Consider the following 15,401-nt stretch of genomic DNA (forward strand, 5'->3'; position numbering starts at 1 on the left):
GAAGGATTGTCAGCACCTGGTCGGGCCCTTATGGTTTCGGCGTTCTCAGGGCAGGGTGAAACTCCCTACCGGCGGTATGCAGTGCAAGCTGCGAGCCCGCGAGCGCCTTCCGAAAGGAAGGGTCAGCAGATCAGGTGCGAGGCCTGAGCCGACGGTCATAGTCCGGATGAAAGAGAACGTGTGTCCCGCTGCTCCGGCAGAGCAGCGGGTCCGCGCGTGATCGCCTTGGGTGACGTGTCTGTTCGCCAAAGGAGATTGCCATGACACAAGCCCGCTATGCCTTCGTCAAAGCCAGGTGGCACGCCGACATCGTCGACCGTGCGCTCGACGGATTCCTCGAACTGATTCCGGCCGAGCAGGTCGACGTGTTCGACGTGCCGGGTGCATTCGAGATGCCGCTGCTTTCACGCGATCTGGCCGCAACCGGGAAGTATGCCGCGGTCGCCGCCGCCGCCTTCGTGGTCGATGGGGGAATCTACCGGCACGAGTTCGTCGCCCAGGCCGTCGTGGACGGGCTGATGCGCGCCGGCATGGAGACGGGCGTGCCCGTCCTGTCGGTTTCGCTGACACCGCATCAGTACCAGGAGACCGAACACCACAATCAGATCTTCCGGGCGCACTTCGTCGAGAAGGGGCGCGAAGCCGCCCGCGCGGCCCTGATGATCGGCAAAACCCGCGCCGCCATCGCGGCCTAAGCGACCCTTGTCATCCCGAACGAAGTGAGGGACCTTTCGCGGCGCCGCTAAAGGTCCCTCGCTTACGCTCGGGATGACAAGGTGCGGGTTACCGATCGCTGCGATACACCGCCAGCTCGGCGCGGGTGTCCGCAATGGAAAACCAGCGGTGCTGGATGGCGCGGAACTGGCGCCAGTTCGCCAGGATCTTCTTGAACTGCTCGTTCTGCGCGGCTTCCTCGTCGAGCACGGACTCGAGCGCAACGCGCAGCGCCTTCACGACCTCGTCGGGCAGGACCGAGAGCTGTGTGCCGGCGGCGACCAGCCGGGCGATGGCCACGGCGTTCTTGGCGTCGTAGGAGGCGAGCATCTCCATCATCGAGTAGCTGCAGGCGTATTTCAGGATCATCTGGTAGCGCGGCGGCAGGCTCGCCCAGGCGGCCTTGCCGATCATGAACTGGTTGACCGCCTCCAGCTCCATGACGCCCGGCGTGTAATAGTACTTGGCGACCTTGTTGAAGCCGAGCTTCTCGTCGTCGTAGGGGCCGACCCATTCGCAGGCATCGAGCGTGCCGCGTTCCATGGCGGGATAGATGTCGCCGCCCGCGATCTGCTGCGGCACGGCGCCGAGCTTGGCGAAGACCTTGCCGCCGAAACCGGCGGTGCGGATTTTGAGGCCGGAGAAGTCGGCCGGGGTCTTCAGCTCCTTGCGGAACCAGCCCAGCATCTGGCCGCCGGTCTGGCCGGCCGGCAGGGCCACGATGTTGAAGCTGTCATAGACCTCGTCCATCAGCTTCTTGCCGTCGCCGAACATCATCCAGGCATTGTGCATGCGCGGTGTGAGGCCGAAGGGCAGGGAACCGTCGAAGATGAAGCTCGGGTTCTTGCCGATGTAGTAGCCGGTGTAGGTGTGGCCGCACTCGACCGTGCCGTTCGACACCGCATCCAGCACCTGCAGGCCGGGCACGATCTCACCGGCGGCGAACGGTGTCAGCGTGAACTTGCCGTCGGTCATCTCGCCCACGACCCGCGCGATGGTCACCGAGGCGCCGAACAGCGTGTCGAGGCTCTTGGGAAAGCTCGAGGTGAGCCGCCATCTCACCACTTCGTTGGTCTGCTGGCCGAAGGCCGGTGAGGTGGCAGCAATCGCAGCCAGGGAGGCTGCAGCGGGGCCGAACTGTCGACGCGTGACGCTCATGGTTTCCTCCTGTTTTTGCCTTGTTGTGCAAATACTAGGATGGAGTTTGTGGTACCGCTACCAAAAACAACCTGGAAGAAATCGCCTCGCGCCCTTCGGTCTGCCGTCTCCTCAGCTGCTCTCGCGTTGGACGATTTCGAAGCCGAGATCGACCTTGATGCGTTCGGCCGGCGCGCCCTGCAGGCGGCCGACGAGAAGCTCGGCACTGCGCTTTCCGATCTCCTGTCGTGGAATGCGCAAGGTGGTGACGCTGGGCACGGCGTGCCTCAGGAGATCGACGTCGTCGAAGCTCGCGATGGCGATGCGTCCGGGAACCGCCCAGCCGCGGCGCTGGCATTCGAACAGCGCGCCCACCGCCAGCACTTCGCCCGCGAAGAAACCCGCGTCGAGATCGGGATGGGCCCTCACCAGCCGCACCAGCGCATCGGCACCCTCGCTGAAGCCGCCGGCCGCTTCGAGGACGAGGCTTTCGTCGGCCGGCCGGCCGAGCTCGGCCAGCGCCGCGAAGTAGCCGCGGCGACGCTCCTCGGACCGGTCGTTGTCGCGCACGGGCAGGGTGACGAAGCCGATCTTGCGGTAGCCGAGACGCGCCAGATGCAAGGTCATGGTGCGGGCGGCCTCGAAGTTCGAGTAGCTCACCGCCATGTCGAGCGGATCGTCGGGCAGGTTGCCGGTCTCGATCACCGGGACGCCGCTGGCCCCGACGAGCTTGCGCAGCCGCTTGCTGTGGATCGTGTTGTGCAGGATGAGGCCGCAGACCCGCTGCGCCAGGAACGCCGAGACCATGGCCTCTTCGTCCTCCAGCCGGTGGCCGCCATTGGCGATCATAAGGTGCAGCCCGTTGGCGCGCAGGACGTCGGACGCGGCCTGGATCATGCTGGCGTAGAGCGAGTTGCGGATGCTGGGCACGACCAGCCCGACGACGTTGGAGCGGCTGGAGGAGAGACTTCCGGCGATGCGGTTGGGCAGGTACCCGAACTCGCGCACCGCGGCATCGACCTTGCGCCGCATCTCCTCCGACACTGCAGAGGGTTCGCGCAGCGCACGGGACACCGTCATCGGCGACACGCCGGCGTGGCGGGCGATGTCGCGCATCCTCAGGGTCCCCCCGCCACCACCATCGTCGCTACGCCGTGCCATCCTGTCCGCCCGTGTTGACGCTCTCGACTCGCGGGGATCATATTCTGGTAGCGATACCAGAAAAACCAGAGAGTGGCTGGATAGGCGGAGGAAACGAGCATGACGGGTCAGTTGCTGGGCTTCGTTGGCGTGGGCCGGATGGGCGGACCGATGGCGTCGCGCCTGCTCGATGCGGGCTACCGGCTCTGCGTCTACGACGTGTCGGAGGAAGCGACCAAGCCGCTGGTGGCGCGCGGCGCCCAGCTCGCCCAGTCGCCGGCCGACGTGGCCTCGACCGCCGAGGTGGTGCTGATCAGCCTGCCGACGCCCGCCATCGTGCGCGAGGTCGTGCTGGGCGGGAACGCGGGCATCATCAACGGCTCCGCGATCCGCACCCTGATCGATCTCTCGACGACCGGCCCGGGCGTCGCCGGCGAAGTGGCGGCCAAGCTCGCCGAGCGCGACATCGGCTGGGTCGATGCGCCGGTCAGCGGCGGCGTCACCGGTGCCAAGGCGGGAACGCTCGCCGTCATGGTGTCGTGCCCGACGCCCACCTACGAGGCGCTGGCGCCGACGCTGAAGACTTTCGGCAAGCTCTTCCACACCGGCGAGAAGCCGGGCCTCGCGCAGACCGCGAAGCTCGCCAACAACATGCTGGCCGCGACCGCGCTCGTCGCCACGTCGGAGGCGCTGGCCATGGGCGTGAAGGCCGGTCTCGACGCGAAGGTCCTGATCGACATCATCAATGTGTCGAGCGGGCGCAACAGCGCCAGCCAGGACAAGTTCCCGCGCGCCGTGCTGCCGCGCACCTTCGACTTCGGCTTCGCGACGGCGCTGTCGCACAAGGACGTCCGCCTCTGCCTCGACGAGGCGCAGAACATGGGCGTGCCCATGCTGGTGGGCGCGGCGGTGCTGGAAATGCTCGCCGTCACCAAGGCGAAGTTCGGTCCCGACTCCGACTTCACCATGGTGGCGAAGGTCCTCGAGGAGTGGGCCGGCGTCGAGATCAAGGGCTGACGAGCGGCGTCAGGCCGGAACATACCTCAACCGGATCACATCCTCGTCCATCCGGTCATGGCTCACGAGGCGGAGCGGCGGCCGCGGGCCGGCGAAATAGGACGTGCCGTGCCCCAGCACGACGGGGTGCAGGTAGATCCGGTATTCGTCGATCAGGCCCAGCTCGGTGAGGCTTCGCGCCAGCGTCGGGCCGGCCACTTCGATCTCGCCGTCGCGCTCGGCCTTTAGCCTGCGGATCGCACGCTCAACATCTTCCTTGATGAGCGTGGCGTTGGGGCCGACCGAGTCCAGCGAGCGCGAGACGACCCATTTCGGCTGCTTCCGCCACGCCGCCGCGAAGGCGTGGCGGTCTGCGTCCCATTCGGGATGATCGTCGTCGAAGTACCGCATGAGCTCGTACACGTGGCGGCCGTACAGACTGCCGGCCTGCCCCTCCGCCTCCTTGATGAAGTGGCGGAAGAGTACGGGGCCTGGAGCGAAGGACATATGGTCGACATAGCCGTCCAGCGACTGGTTCATGCCGAAAACGAGCCTGGCCACCATCAGTCGAGACGGACGCTGATGCCTTCGAGGCCGGGCTTGGAGGCCGGATAGCGGGTCGTGACCTCGGCATCGTGGCCGGGGATCACCATCTCGATGCGGCCCTCGGCCAGCTTCTTGAGCCTGTCGTAGCCCGCCAGCATGTCGGCGACCGAGTAGACGATCGAGAACAGCTTGTCGTTCTTGACGCCCCAGAAGTAATGGCTGGCATCGGAGGCCAGTACGAGCCAGCCGTTGCGCGTCATGACGCGCACCGACTGGATGCCGGCGGTGTGGCCGCCGATCAGGTGCAGCGAGATGCCGGGCTGCAGCTCCTCGTCGCCGTCGTGGAACACCAGCCGGCCATTGTAGAGCGCGCGCACCATGCCGACGATGTCGTCGCATTCGTAGGCGTGGCGGAACGGTGCCTTGCACATGTGCCGGCCGGTCGCGAAGTTCATCTCCTTGTCCTGGAGATGGAAGCGCGCCTTGGGGAAGCGGTCCCAGTTGCCGATATGGTCGTAGTGGAGATGGGTGACGATGACGTCCTCGACCTCCTTGGCATCGACGCCGATCTCGGCCAGCAGGTCGGCCGGGTTCTTCTTCACCTCGCGGCCGCGCTGCTTGCCGACCGTGGCGTTGAAGCCGGTGTCGATCACGATGGGCTTGCCGCCGATGGTGCGATGTCCGCTCTCGTCGAGCGGGATGGCGACCCAGACGAAATAATCCATCGGGAAGTCGGCGTCGTGCGGGTCGGGATTGATCTGCACTTCCCATGCCTTGCGCGGCAGGTGGGCATATTTGACCGCATGCACCTCGTAAATCGGCGTCGAACGCATCTTTATTTCCTTCCCGGCGGGTTCGTTGCCGGACCCTAGCGCGCCGGCCGGCTCCCGCGCTACACTGACGACATGGCCCGCATGGACCTCCTCCTTGTCGTGAAGGCACGGCGAATTAGCACCACGGTTTGCACTGCAAACCGTTGCGTTGCCGCGTTCGCCTGTCATTCGTCCAAGGAATCGTCCGATGTCTGCCGTACTCTCCCTCAAGCGTAGCAATTCCGCCGTCCGTTACTGTTTCGAGGCCGACGCCGAGCCGGGCGTGCTGCCGCGCGCGCTCGAACTGATCGCCAAGCGCGGCCTTGTGCCGGCCCGCGTCTTCGCGCAAGCCGACGGCGATGCGTTGAGCGTCGAGATCGAAGTGGAAGGCCTTGAGCCGGCGGTGGCCGAGCATGTCGGCCGGTCGCTCGGCCAGATCGTGGGCGTGCGCCACGTTTTCTGATCGAGTTAAGGGTCCCTCGCTGCGCTCGGGATGACACCGTTTTTGTGATCGGCGCACCTGCGCCAATTCCAACAATCGTGTCATCCCGAGCGTAGCGAGGGACCTTTCGCTTTAGGCCGCCAGCCGCTCCATGATCGCGTCGATATGCAGGCGGGCCACGTCGATCGCCGGGAAGCCGGCCGTCGTCTCGTCGAACATCACGGTGAGGTCGGTGCCGGCGAGCAGGATCGTCTCGACGCCGTCGCGCCGCTGCAGTTCGGCGGCGAGCTCGCGGAACTTCGCTGCGTCGGCGTCATTCGAGCGCTGTGTGTCGAGGATGCGCTGGTAGGCGGCGCCGGCAAAGGCGATCTCGTCGGGCTGAGGCTTCACGATCTGGACCTCGGGCGCGTACCGCTGGAGCTGGCCCCACAGGCTGCCTTCGATGGTGAAGACCGTGCCCAGCAGGGCCACGCGGCGGAGTTTGCGCGCGCGCAGTTCGGCGCCGAGCGTTTCGACGATGTCGATGATCGGCAGCGAGGTGAGCTTCTTCACCCGGTCGATGGCGATGTGCGGCGTGACCGCGGGGATCGCCATGACCTCGGCGCCGACCCGCGCCATGCGGTCGAGGAACGACACGAGATAGGCCGCCAGCTCGTCGAGCTTGCCGGCGCGCACGAGGCTTTGTCCAAAATCGACATCGGCATGGGTGAAGATGAGATCGGGCGTGACGCCGCGTCTTTTGCACGCCGCGGCGATCCGCTCGTAGTAGTGGACCGTCGCGGCGACGCTGAGCCCGCCGACGATGCCGACGCAGGCCACGGTCGGCGGCCTACTCGGTGAAGGTGATGTTGTTGTCGCGGATCACCTTGCCCCAGGTCTCGACCTCGCCCTTGGCGAAGGCATCCATCTGGGCCGCCGGCCAATCCTTCAGCACGGTGCCGAGCTGGTTGGCGCGGGCGATGACGGCTTCCATCTTGCCGATCTTGCGCATCGCCGCGTTCAGCTTTTCGATGATCGGCTGCGGCGTGCCGGCCGGCGCGAACAGCGCGAACCAGCCGTCGAGGACGAGGCCGGGCAGGCCCGCTTCCGCCGTTGTGGGAATGTCGGGAAAGGCCGGGTGCCGCTCGGCGCTCGCGAGCGCCAGCGCCTTCACGTTGCCGCTGCGGATATGCGCCGACATCGAGGGCGGCGTCACGATCAGCAGCTCGACCTGGCCCGCCACGACGTCGGCGGTCGCGGGGCCGGCGCCCTTGTAGGGGACGTGCACGAGGTCGAGGCCGGCCGCCTTGTTCAGCAGCACGCCGCCGAGATGCGGCACCGAGCCGGCGCCGACCGAGGCGTAGTTCAGCTTGCCGGGATTGGCCTTGGCGTAGGCGATGAAGCTCTTGAGGTCGTCGGCCGGCACCTTCTTGGCGATGACGATGACGTGCGGCGCCACCGCGCCCATCGCGACGCCGACGAAGTCGTCGGGCTTCCAGTTCAGGTCCTTGATCAGCGCCGGATTGGCCGAGTGATAGGCCGAGTACTGCATCAGCAAGGTGTAGCCGTCGGGCTTGGCGCGGGCGACGATGGCCGTGCCGATATTGCCGTTGCCGCCGCCCTTGTTGTCGACGATCACCTGCTGGCCGAGTTCCTGGCTGAGCAGGTCCGAGTAGAGACGCGCCACGAGATCGGTGCCGCCGCCCGGCGGCGCCGGCACGACCATGGTGATCGGCTTGTCCGGGTAATTGGCTTGCGCGCGGGCGGTGCCGGCGAGGGCGGTCGTTGCAAGGCCGGTGGTCGCAAGGGCCACGAAGTTGCGGCGTTTCATGGGAAGTTCCTCCTCAACACTTCTTTGAGTTCGGGCCGTGCATCGGCCTTGCGCGCGATGGCGAAGAGCTTGGGTGTCTCGCCCTCGAACCAGCCGCGCTTGGGGCGCCAGCGGGTCATGACGTCGATATAGATGTCGAGCGCGGAGAAGCGCTCGCCCAGGAACCACGGCGCGCCGGCCTCGCTCTCGACCTGGCGCCACAGCCGCTGGGCATAGGCGTCGGTGGCGGCGCGGAACGGATCGCGCGCATGGTTGATCGAGACGAAGCGCGACGGATCGTCGGCGTAGGTGAAGGTCGGATAGATGTTGGCGACGATGAACACCAGCCAGCGCAGGAGCTTTGCGCGTTCCGGCGCGGCGGGGCCCGGCACCAGCGAGTCCTGGCCGGTGATGTCGGCCAGCAGCAGCGTGATGGCGGCGCTCTCGCTCATGATGCTGCCGTCGGGCATCACCAGGGTCGGCACCTGCGCCAGCGGGTTCACCTTCTCGAGCCTGGCCTTGGCGCCGGGCGTGCGGAACAGGTCCTCGACCTGCTCGTACTTGAAGGGCAGCCCATACCAGTCGAGCTGCGCTTCCACGATGGTCGACCCCCAGCCGGGACGACCCCAGAGCGTGTAGCCGCCGCCGTTGCTGCCCACGGGGCGCGCCTACGGCTTCTGCAGCGGCTGGATCAGGCTGGACGTGTCCCAGCGCCCGCCGCCGCGCGCCTGCACCCGCTCGTAGAACTGGTCGACCAGCGCGACCAGCGGCATGCCGGCCTTCTGGCGCTTGCCCTCGGCCAGCGCGATGCCGAGGTCCTTGCGCATCCAGTCGACGGCGAAGCCGTAGTCGAACTTGCCGTTCACCATGTTCTGCCAGCGATTCTCCATCTGCCAGCTCTGCGCCGCGCCCTTGGAGATGGCGCCCAGCGCCTTCTCCATGTCGAGGCCGGCGCGCTGGCCGAGGTTCAGCGCTTCGGCGAGGCCCTGCACGATGCCGGCGATGCACATCTGGTTCATCATCTTGGTGATCTGGCCGGCGCCCGGCGGGCCGATCAGCGTGACCGCCTTGGAAAAGGCATCGGCCACCGGCTTGGCACGATCGAACGGCGCCTGCTCGCCGCCGCACATCACCGTGAGCTGGCCGTTCTCGGCGCCCGCCTGGCCGCCCGAGACCGGCGCGTCGATGAAGTCGATGCCGAGCTTCTTGCCCTCGGCATGGAGCTCGCGGGCGATGTCGGCCGAGGCCGTGGTGTTGTCGAAGAAGATGGTGCCCTTGCCCATGCCGGCAAACGCGCCGTCCGGACCCAGCACGACCGAGCGCAGGTCGTCGTCGTTGCCGACGCAGCAGAACACGATTTCCTGGCCGGCGGCGGCCTCCTTGGGCGTCTTCGCAGCCTTGCCTTTGTGCTTCTGCGTCCAGGCCTCGGCCTTGGCGAAGGTGCGATTGTAGACCGTGACCTCGTGGCCCTTGGCGGCGAGATGCCCCGCCATCGGAAAGCCCATCACGCCCAGTCCCAGAAATGCCACTTTGGCCATCGTTCCCTCCCGCGAAATCCGCCCCGTCTGTCGGGGCGGCGGCGATCATAGAGGCAAAATGGGAAGGTGCCAGAGGGTGTGAGGTGGGGGCTCAAGGGCGGCGCAGGGCCGGGAAGCCGCCCTTTCGTTGAGTTTCGGGAATCGATGCAACTTGCGCTCGATGAGCGGCGGTTCGTATTGTCAGTGAAAGTGCAAGGGAGTGAGGCGGCCGCGCCGGCCGCGGCAATCCGCGCTTGGATTCCGGCGCCGGCGAAGAGAGCATCCGTATCGATGACACAGCAAGTCACTTCCTTCTTCGAGCAGCCGATCCTGAATTCTCCCTATGAGGAACCGTCCCGCTATCACCCTCTCGATGCGGACGGGCAGCCGCTCAACCAGCCGCCGCGCCAGGGGCGGCGAAAGTCGGAGCTGATCACGCCCGTTCCGAAGCCGCGCAAGAAGAAGGCGAAGTCCAGCAAGGACCAGGGACAACTCGGTCTGCAGAACACCGACGGGCTTTCGACCGAAGAGCAGGAATACAATCCGACACCCATCATCAACGAGATTCGCACCCATGTCGGCGAGTGGCGACGCTCGAATCCTTCAGCGTGGGGTGTGACGCCGGCCACGGCCCGCCTGCTCACCTATTGGCGAAGTCACCAGTTTCAGGGCGTGCGGCCCTTCTTCTGCCAGGTGGAGGCCGTCGAGACGGTGATCTGGCTCACCGAGGTCGCGAAGAGCCGAAGGCAGTACGCCCACATCTGGGAGCACATTCTCGGGGCCAACGAACAGGCCAACCCCGAACTTCTCCGGCTGGCGATGAAGATGGCGACCGGCGCGGGCAAGACCACCGTAATGGCAATGCTGATCGCATGGCAGGCCGTGAATGCCGTGCGCGCGCCCACCAGCAACAATTTCTCGCGCGGCTTTCTGATCATCGCGCCCGGCATCACCATCAAGGACCGCCTGCGCGTCCTGCTGCCCAGCGACGTCGAGAGCTACTATCGCACTCGCGAGCTCGTTCCCGGCGACATGCTGGACGATATCAACAAGGCGAAGATCGTCATCACCAACTATCACGCTCTCCAGCTCCGGGAGATTCTGGAGGTCAACAAAGTCGGGCGCTCGCTTCTGCAGGGCCGCCACGCTCCGATTGCGACGAGGGAAACCGAAGGCCAGATGGTCCGGCGTGTCGCCGAAGAACTGATGGGCCTGAAGAACATCGTCGTCATCAACGATGAGGCGCATCATTGCTACCGGGAGAAGCCGGACAACGAGGATATCGGCGAACTGAAGGGCGACGACAGGAAGGAAGCCGTTTCCGAGAACGAAGCGGCACGACTGTGGATCAGCGGCATCGAGATGTTCAAGCGGAAGCTGGGCGTCCGTGCCATCTACGACCTTTCCGCCACGCCGTTCTTCCTGCGCGGCTCCGGCTATGCCGAAGGCACGCTCTTCCCCTGGACGATCAGCGACTTTTCGCTGATGGACGCGATCGAATGCGGCATCGTCAAGCTGCCGCGCGTCCCCACCGCCGACAATATCCCCGACGCGGAAGTGCCGGTGTTTCGCGATTTGTGGGAGCATATTCGAGAAGAGATGCCGAAGAAGGGCCGCGGCAAGGGCCAGGGCGAACTCGATCCGCACGAGATGCCCGCGAAGCTGCAAACCGCCCTCGTCGCCCTCTACAACCACTATCGTGAGACGTTCGAGAAGTGGCAGACGTCCGGCATCAACACGCCGCCGGTCTTCATTGTCGTCTGCAACAACACCTCCGCGTCGAAGCTCGTCTATGAATGGCTTTCGGGGTGGCAACGCCCCGTGGCCGAGGACAGCGAGGAACTGCGCACCGTCCACCACGGCCATCTTCCGCTGTTCAGCAACTTCGACGAACACGGAAACCGCCTTGCCCGTCCCAATACGCTGCTGATCGACAGCAAGCAGCTCGAATCAGGCGGGGCGCTCGACGATGATTTCCGTCGCGCCGCCGCGCTGGAAATCGAACAATACAAGCGGGAGATCGCCCAGCGTTCCGGCGCGGGCGAAGTCGGCGAGCTGTCCGATTCCGACCTGCTGCGCGAGGTCATGAACACGGTCGGCAAGAAAGGGCGGTTGGGCGAGCAGGTGCGCTGCGTCGTGTCGGTCGCCATGCTGACCGAAGGCTGGGACACCAACACCGTCACCCACATTCTCGGTGTGCGCGCCTTCGGCACGCAGCTCCTGTGCGAGCAGGTCGTGGGGCGCGGCCTGCGCCGCTATTCCTATGACCTGAATGCGAAAGGCCTGTTCGATGTCGAGTACGCCGACATCATGGGCATTCCCTTCGACTTCACGGCGAAGCCGCAGGTCGCGCCGGTAAAGCCACCGAAGAAGATGACGCGCGTGGCGGCGATGCGGGAGCGCGCGGCGCTCGAGATGATCTTTCCGCGCGTGGTCGGCTACCGCATCGAGCTGCCCGAAGAGAAGCTGCAGGCGAATTTCAGCGCGGACTCGAAACTGATCCTGACCCCCGACATGGTCGGGCCAGGGCAGACCCTGCTCGAAGGCATCGTCGGCGAAGGCGTGACGCTGACTGTCGCCGAAATGAAGGACAAGCGGCCCAGCACCGTGTCCTACGAGCTGGCGAAGCATCTTCTCTACACCTACTTCAAGGATGCCGACGGCGAGCCGAAGCTGCACCTGTTCTATCAGATCCAGCGCATCGTCCGGCGCTGGATCGACGAAGGTTATCTGGAGTGCAAGGGCGGCACCGGACCATGGATGCTCCAGATCCTGGGCATCGCCGCACAGGCCGCCGAGCGCATCTACAACGGCATCGCGGCCGCCATCGGCGACGATCAACGCATCCGTGCCGTCCTCGATCCTTACAATCCCAAAGGCTCGACCCGCCATATCGGTTTCATGACCAGCAAGGACCTCTACACGACCGATCCGGCCAAGAGCCACGTCAACTACGTCGTTCGTGACAGCGACTGGGAAGCCGAATTCGCCCGCGCCGCCGAGGAACATCCGCGGGTCCTGTCCTACGTCAAGAACCAGGGGCTCGGCTTTGAAGTGCCGTACAAGGACGGTTCGACGGCGCGCGCCTATCTGCCGGACTTCATCGTCAACATCGACGATGGACATGGTCCCGACGATCCGCTGCATCTGGTCGTCGAGGTCAAGGGCTATCGCCGGGAGAACGTGAAGCTCAAGTCCGAGACGATGCGCCAGCAATGGATCAGGGGCGTGAACAACCTCGGCGTCTATGGACGCTGGGCTTTCGAGGAATTCAACGACGTGTTCGAGATGCAGAAGGAGTTCGGCGCCTTGATAGACCGGGCCGTCGAGGCGAAGGGCGAGCCGCAATTGAAGGAAGCGAGCGGGGCATGAGCAAGGGGCGAAAGAAGTCGACGGGCATGCCGAAGCAGGTCGAGACACTGACGCACACGGAGGCGAAGCGAAAGAACATCCCGACCGCCGAGCTTCAATCCGCTGCGCAACGCGCGGAGGAAATCGCCCCCTTTGCGCCCGTCGTCTATCCGCGCCGCCATCCCCTTGCGCAAGGGCAAACCCGGCCACGCGACGCCGATCTCGATCCTCAGCTCGTCTGGAAAGGTACGCGTGTCCACCTGACGCCGGAGCAGATCAAGAAGGCGGCGGAGACCGGCTATCTCGATATATCGGACGCGCAACTGACCTGGCGCGGCAAGGACCAGCAGGACTGGTCCGACCTCGTCGTCACCGCGCCGCCGCTCTACATCCAGGAGAAGGTCCATCCCAAGGCGATCATCGACGACCTGACGCGCCGCACAAAGGCCAAGCGCGAGGCCGAAAGCGACATCGCCGATCTGTTCCATGCCTTCAACGGCATCGACCCGGAAGCGAGGGCAGAATTTTACGAGCACGATCAGAACTGGTCGAACCGCTTCATCCTCGGCGACAGTCTGCAGGTCATGGCGAGCCTTGCTGAGCGCGAGGCCCTGCGTGGAAAGGTGCAGTGCATCTACTTCGACCCGCCTTACGGGATAAAGTTCAATTCCAATTGGCAGGTGTCGACGCGCTCACGTGACGTAAAAGACGGAAAGATTGAAGAAATATCTCGCGAACCGGAACAGGTCCGCGCGTTCCGCGATACTTGGAAGGACGGGATTCACTCCTATCTCACTTATCTGCGCGACCGCCTCACTGCGATGCGAGATCTGCTGACAGAAAGTGGAAGCATCTTCGTTCAAATTGGCGACGAGAACGTTCATCGAGTCCGAACTCTTATGGATGAGGTATTTGGAGAAGATAATCACGTGGTGGAACTGGTTGTGCAAAAATCCGGAAGCACAACAGGCGCTTTCATTCAGTCTAGTTCTGACCGTATTTTGTGGTACGGACGCGACAAGCGTCAGACAAAGTTTAGAGCGCTCGTTAGAGATCGAAATCTTAAAGGCGAAGGAGGAAGCGGATACACGAAAGTAATGACTTCACCGGTAGACAGTCGCCCCCTCACGGCAGTTGAGCGAAGTGATTTCAGTAGTATCGCCGATATTGGAGCGATATGGCGCTCTTATCCTCTTACCTCAGATGGTTTTCGTCCGTCGACGACGGTGACATTTGAGTACCAAGGTCGCCCGTTCCATCCGGGTGCGACCAATCATTGGAAAGTCTCTGTTCCAGGCCTACAGCGCGTAGCGCGAGCTGGGCGCATCGTCGTAGATGGACGGCAGATCAGCTTGCGAAGGATGTTTAGGGACGACCCAACAGTCTTGATCGGCTCTGTCTGGCAAGACCTGGGCGGTGCATCCAACAAAATCTATGTCGTTCAAACATCTTCCAAGTTAGTCGAACGATGCATGCTTATGACAACTGATCCGGGCGACCTTGTATTTGATCCGACCTGCGGCTCCGGCACGACTGCCACGGTCGCAGAGCAGTGGGGGCGGCGCTGGATTACCGCCGACACATCGCGCGTCGCACTCGCGCTCGCCCGTGCGAGGGTAATGGGCGCCAAATATCCCTACTATCTTCTAGCTGATAGCAAGGAGGGTAGATCGAAGGAGGGCGACCTTGCGGGGAAACCGCCCGTAGATGCCACTACCCATGGAGATGTAAGGCAAGGCTTTGTTTATGAGCGAGTGCCGCACGTTACATTGGGGGCAATCTCCCGAAATACTATGATCGACGAAATCTGGGACGAGTACCAGACAAAGCTTGAACCGTTGCGCCACGAACTCAACGCTGCGCTCGGCGAGAAGTGGGAAGAATGGGAAATCCCGCGTGAGGCGGCAGAGGAGTGGTCGGCCAACGCCAAAGGTTCTCACAAGGCGTGGTGGGAGCTACGGATTGAACGGCAGAGGAAGATCGACGAGTCAATCGCCAGGAAGGCGGATGTCGAACTTCTCTATGACCGTCCCTACGAGGACAAATCGCGGGTCCGTGTCGCGGGGCCGTTCACGGTCGAAAGTCTTTCGCCGCACCGCGTCGTCCCGTCGGACGAGGACGAGCTGATCGAGGAGCTGGACGCGGCCAGCGGCAGGCGCAAACGCAAGCTCCCCAAGGGCACCGACGAACTTAATGACTTCACGGCGATGATCCTGGAGCACCTGAAAACCTCGGGCGTCCAGCAGGCGAAGAAGGCCGATCGCATCACCTTCTCATCCATCTCCGGGTGGCCCGGCACGTGGATCGCCGCCGAAGGCCGGTTCATGGAAGGTGAGACCGAGAAGCGTGCCGCCGTCTTCATCGGCCCGGAATTCGGCACGGTGAGCCGCGCGGACCTGACCGCCGCCGCGCGCGAGGCGCTGGATGCGCGCTTCGATGCGCTGATCGCCTGCGGTTTCAATTTCGAGGCGCATACCTCGGAACTGCACAAGCTTGGCCCGCTGCCGATCCTCAAGGCCAAGATGAATCCCGAACTGCATATGTCCGACGAACTCAAGAACACCGGCGCGGGCAACCTGTTCGTCGTGTTCGGCGAGCCGGACATCAAATGGGCCTTCAATGCCGAGGGCGGGATCGTCGTCGAGGTGCTGGGGGTCGATGTGTTCGATCCCAAGACCGGTGAAGTCCGCGCCAGCGGCAAGGACGACATCGCCGCCTGGTTCATCGACACGAATTACGACGAGGAAAGCTTCTTCGTCCGCCACGCCTATTTCATGGGTGCCAACGACCCCTACAAGTCGCTCAAGACCGCCTTGAAGGCGGAAATCGACGAGGAAGCCTGGGCAACCCTCTACCGCGACAAGTCACGTCCATTCTCGCGCCCCGACACGGGCCGCTTCGCCGTCAAGGTCATCAATCACTTCGGCGACGAAGTGATGAAAGTGTTCGCGGTATAA

Annotated in this window: 13 protein-coding genes and 1 riboswitch; of the genes, 5 read left to right on the forward strand and 8 right to left on the reverse strand. The window is 64.3% G+C overall.

Annotated features, from left to right (window positions below; genetic code table 11):
* The first annotated feature begins 37 nt into the window (after positions 1–37).
* Positions 38–182: riboswitch (FMN riboswitch) on the forward strand.
* A 78-nt stretch (positions 183–260) separates the two neighbouring features.
* Entirely contained in the window at positions 261–695 is a 435-nt protein-coding gene (locus AC1ROX_RS06010; RefSeq protein ID WP_493123401.1) for a 6,7-dimethyl-8-ribityllumazine synthase, read from the forward strand.
* 88 nt (positions 696–783) lie between these two features.
* Here the strand turns inward: AC1ROX_RS06010 and AC1ROX_RS06015 are convergent, their stop codons facing one another.
* Positions 784–1,872, reverse strand: a complete 1,089-nt coding sequence (locus AC1ROX_RS06015; RefSeq protein WP_493123403.1) for a TRAP transporter substrate-binding protein — start codon at positions 1,870–1,872, stop codon at positions 784–786.
* Positions 1,873–1,983: 111 nt separating this feature from the next.
* A complete protein-coding gene (locus AC1ROX_RS06020) occupies positions 1,984–3,012 on the reverse strand; it encodes a LacI family DNA-binding transcriptional regulator (protein ID WP_493123405.1) in 1,029 nt (342 codons plus the stop codon).
* 99 nt (positions 3,013–3,111) lie between these two features.
* On the opposite strand from AC1ROX_RS06020, the gene AC1ROX_RS06025 reads away from it, so the two are divergent.
* The gene (locus tag AC1ROX_RS06025) at positions 3,112–4,008 is read left to right on the forward strand and encodes an NAD(P)-dependent oxidoreductase (protein WP_493123407.1); all 897 of its coding nucleotides are present in this window, start codon (positions 3,112–3,114) and stop codon (positions 4,006–4,008) included.
* 9 nt (positions 4,009–4,017) lie between these two features.
* On the opposite strand, the gene AC1ROX_RS06030 is transcribed toward AC1ROX_RS06025, so the two are convergent.
* Positions 4,018–4,548, reverse strand: coding sequence for a dihydrofolate reductase family protein (locus AC1ROX_RS06030; protein WP_493123660.1), 531 nt, complete (start codon positions 4,546–4,548; stop codon positions 4,018–4,020).
* A 2-nt stretch (positions 4,549–4,550) separates the two neighbouring features.
* Positions 4,551–5,366 (reverse strand): N-acyl homoserine lactonase family protein, encoded by an 816-nt coding sequence (locus AC1ROX_RS06035; protein WP_493123409.1) that lies wholly within the window; start codon positions 5,364–5,366, stop codon positions 4,551–4,553.
* Between the two features lie 187 nt (positions 5,367–5,553).
* On the opposite strand from AC1ROX_RS06035, the gene AC1ROX_RS06040 reads away from it, so the two are divergent.
* Positions 5,554–5,808 carry an ACT-like domain-containing protein gene (locus tag AC1ROX_RS06040; protein ID WP_422017590.1) on the forward strand — a complete coding sequence of 85 codons (255 nt, stop codon included), beginning with the start codon at positions 5,554–5,556 and terminating at the stop codon, positions 5,806–5,808.
* A 111-nt stretch (positions 5,809–5,919) separates the two neighbouring features.
* Here AC1ROX_RS06040 and AC1ROX_RS06045 read toward each other — a convergent pair whose 3' ends face one another.
* From AC1ROX_RS06045 to AC1ROX_RS06060, 4 genes are read right to left on the reverse strand one after another with little or no spacing between them, the layout of a single operon-like run.
* Complete coding sequence (locus AC1ROX_RS06045) at positions 5,920–6,606, reverse strand: aspartate/glutamate racemase family protein (protein WP_493123411.1); 687 nt, start codon at positions 6,604–6,606, stop codon at positions 5,920–5,922.
* 10 nt (positions 6,607–6,616) lie between these two features.
* Entirely contained in the window at positions 6,617–7,597 is a 981-nt protein-coding gene (locus AC1ROX_RS06050; RefSeq protein WP_493123413.1) for a Bug family tripartite tricarboxylate transporter substrate binding protein, read from the reverse strand.
* Positions 7,594–8,235 (reverse strand): glutathione S-transferase family protein, encoded by a 642-nt coding sequence (locus tag AC1ROX_RS06055; protein ID WP_493123415.1) that lies wholly within the window; start codon positions 8,233–8,235, stop codon positions 7,594–7,596. The genes AC1ROX_RS06050 and AC1ROX_RS06055 overlap by 4 nt, the downstream gene beginning before the upstream one ends.
* A gap of 9 nt (positions 8,236–8,244) precedes the next feature.
* Positions 8,245–9,114, reverse strand: coding sequence for an NAD(P)-dependent oxidoreductase (locus AC1ROX_RS06060; RefSeq protein ID WP_493123417.1), 870 nt, complete (start codon positions 9,112–9,114; stop codon positions 8,245–8,247).
* 270 nt (positions 9,115–9,384) lie between these two features.
* Here AC1ROX_RS06060 and AC1ROX_RS06065 point away from each other — a divergent pair, with 270 nt between their 5' ends.
* Positions 9,385–12,465, forward strand: coding sequence for a BPTD_3080 family restriction endonuclease (locus AC1ROX_RS06065; protein WP_493123419.1), 3,081 nt, complete (start codon positions 9,385–9,387; stop codon positions 12,463–12,465).
* A gap of 26 nt (positions 12,466–12,491) precedes the next feature.
* Positions 12,492–15,401: a site-specific DNA-methyltransferase gene (locus AC1ROX_RS06070; RefSeq protein ID WP_493123421.1), complete on the forward strand. Its 2,910-nt coding sequence runs from the start codon at positions 12,492–12,494 to the stop codon at positions 15,399–15,401.

The organism is Reyranella sp. GW821-FHT14A01, from assembly GCF_058803965.1.

Bases quoted from the DNA above. Each gene is read 5' to 3' on its own strand.
- AC1ROX_RS06010 (WP_493123401.1), top strand. From the start codon at position 261: ATGACACAAGCCCGCTATGCCTTCGTCAAAGCCAGGTGGCACGCCGAC.
- AC1ROX_RS06015 (WP_493123403.1), bottom strand. From the start codon at position 1,872: ATGAGCGTCACGCGTCGACAGTTCGGCCCCGCTGCAGCCTCCCTGGCT.
- AC1ROX_RS06020 (WP_493123405.1), bottom strand. From the start codon at position 3,012: ATGGCACGGCGTAGCGACGATGGTGGTGGCGGGGGGACCCTGAGGATG.
- AC1ROX_RS06025 (WP_493123407.1), top strand. From the start codon at position 3,112: ATGACGGGTCAGTTGCTGGGCTTCGTTGGCGTGGGCCGGATGGGCGGA.
- AC1ROX_RS06035 (WP_493123409.1), bottom strand. From the start codon at position 5,366: ATGCGTTCGACGCCGATTTACGAGGTGCATGCGGTCAAATATGCCCAC.
- AC1ROX_RS06040 (WP_422017590.1), top strand. From the start codon at position 5,554: ATGTCTGCCGTACTCTCCCTCAAGCGTAGCAATTCCGCCGTCCGTTAC.
- AC1ROX_RS06050 (WP_493123413.1), bottom strand. From the start codon at position 7,597: ATGAAACGCCGCAACTTCGTGGCCCTTGCGACCACCGGCCTTGCAACG.
- AC1ROX_RS06060 (WP_493123417.1), bottom strand. From the start codon at position 9,114: ATGGCCAAAGTGGCATTTCTGGGACTGGGCGTGATGGGCTTTCCGATG.
- AC1ROX_RS06065 (WP_493123419.1), top strand. From the start codon at position 9,385: ATGACACAGCAAGTCACTTCCTTCTTCGAGCAGCCGATCCTGAATTCT.
- AC1ROX_RS06070 (WP_493123421.1), top strand. From the start codon at position 12,492: ATGCCGAAGCAGGTCGAGACACTGACGCACACGGAGGCGAAGCGAAAG.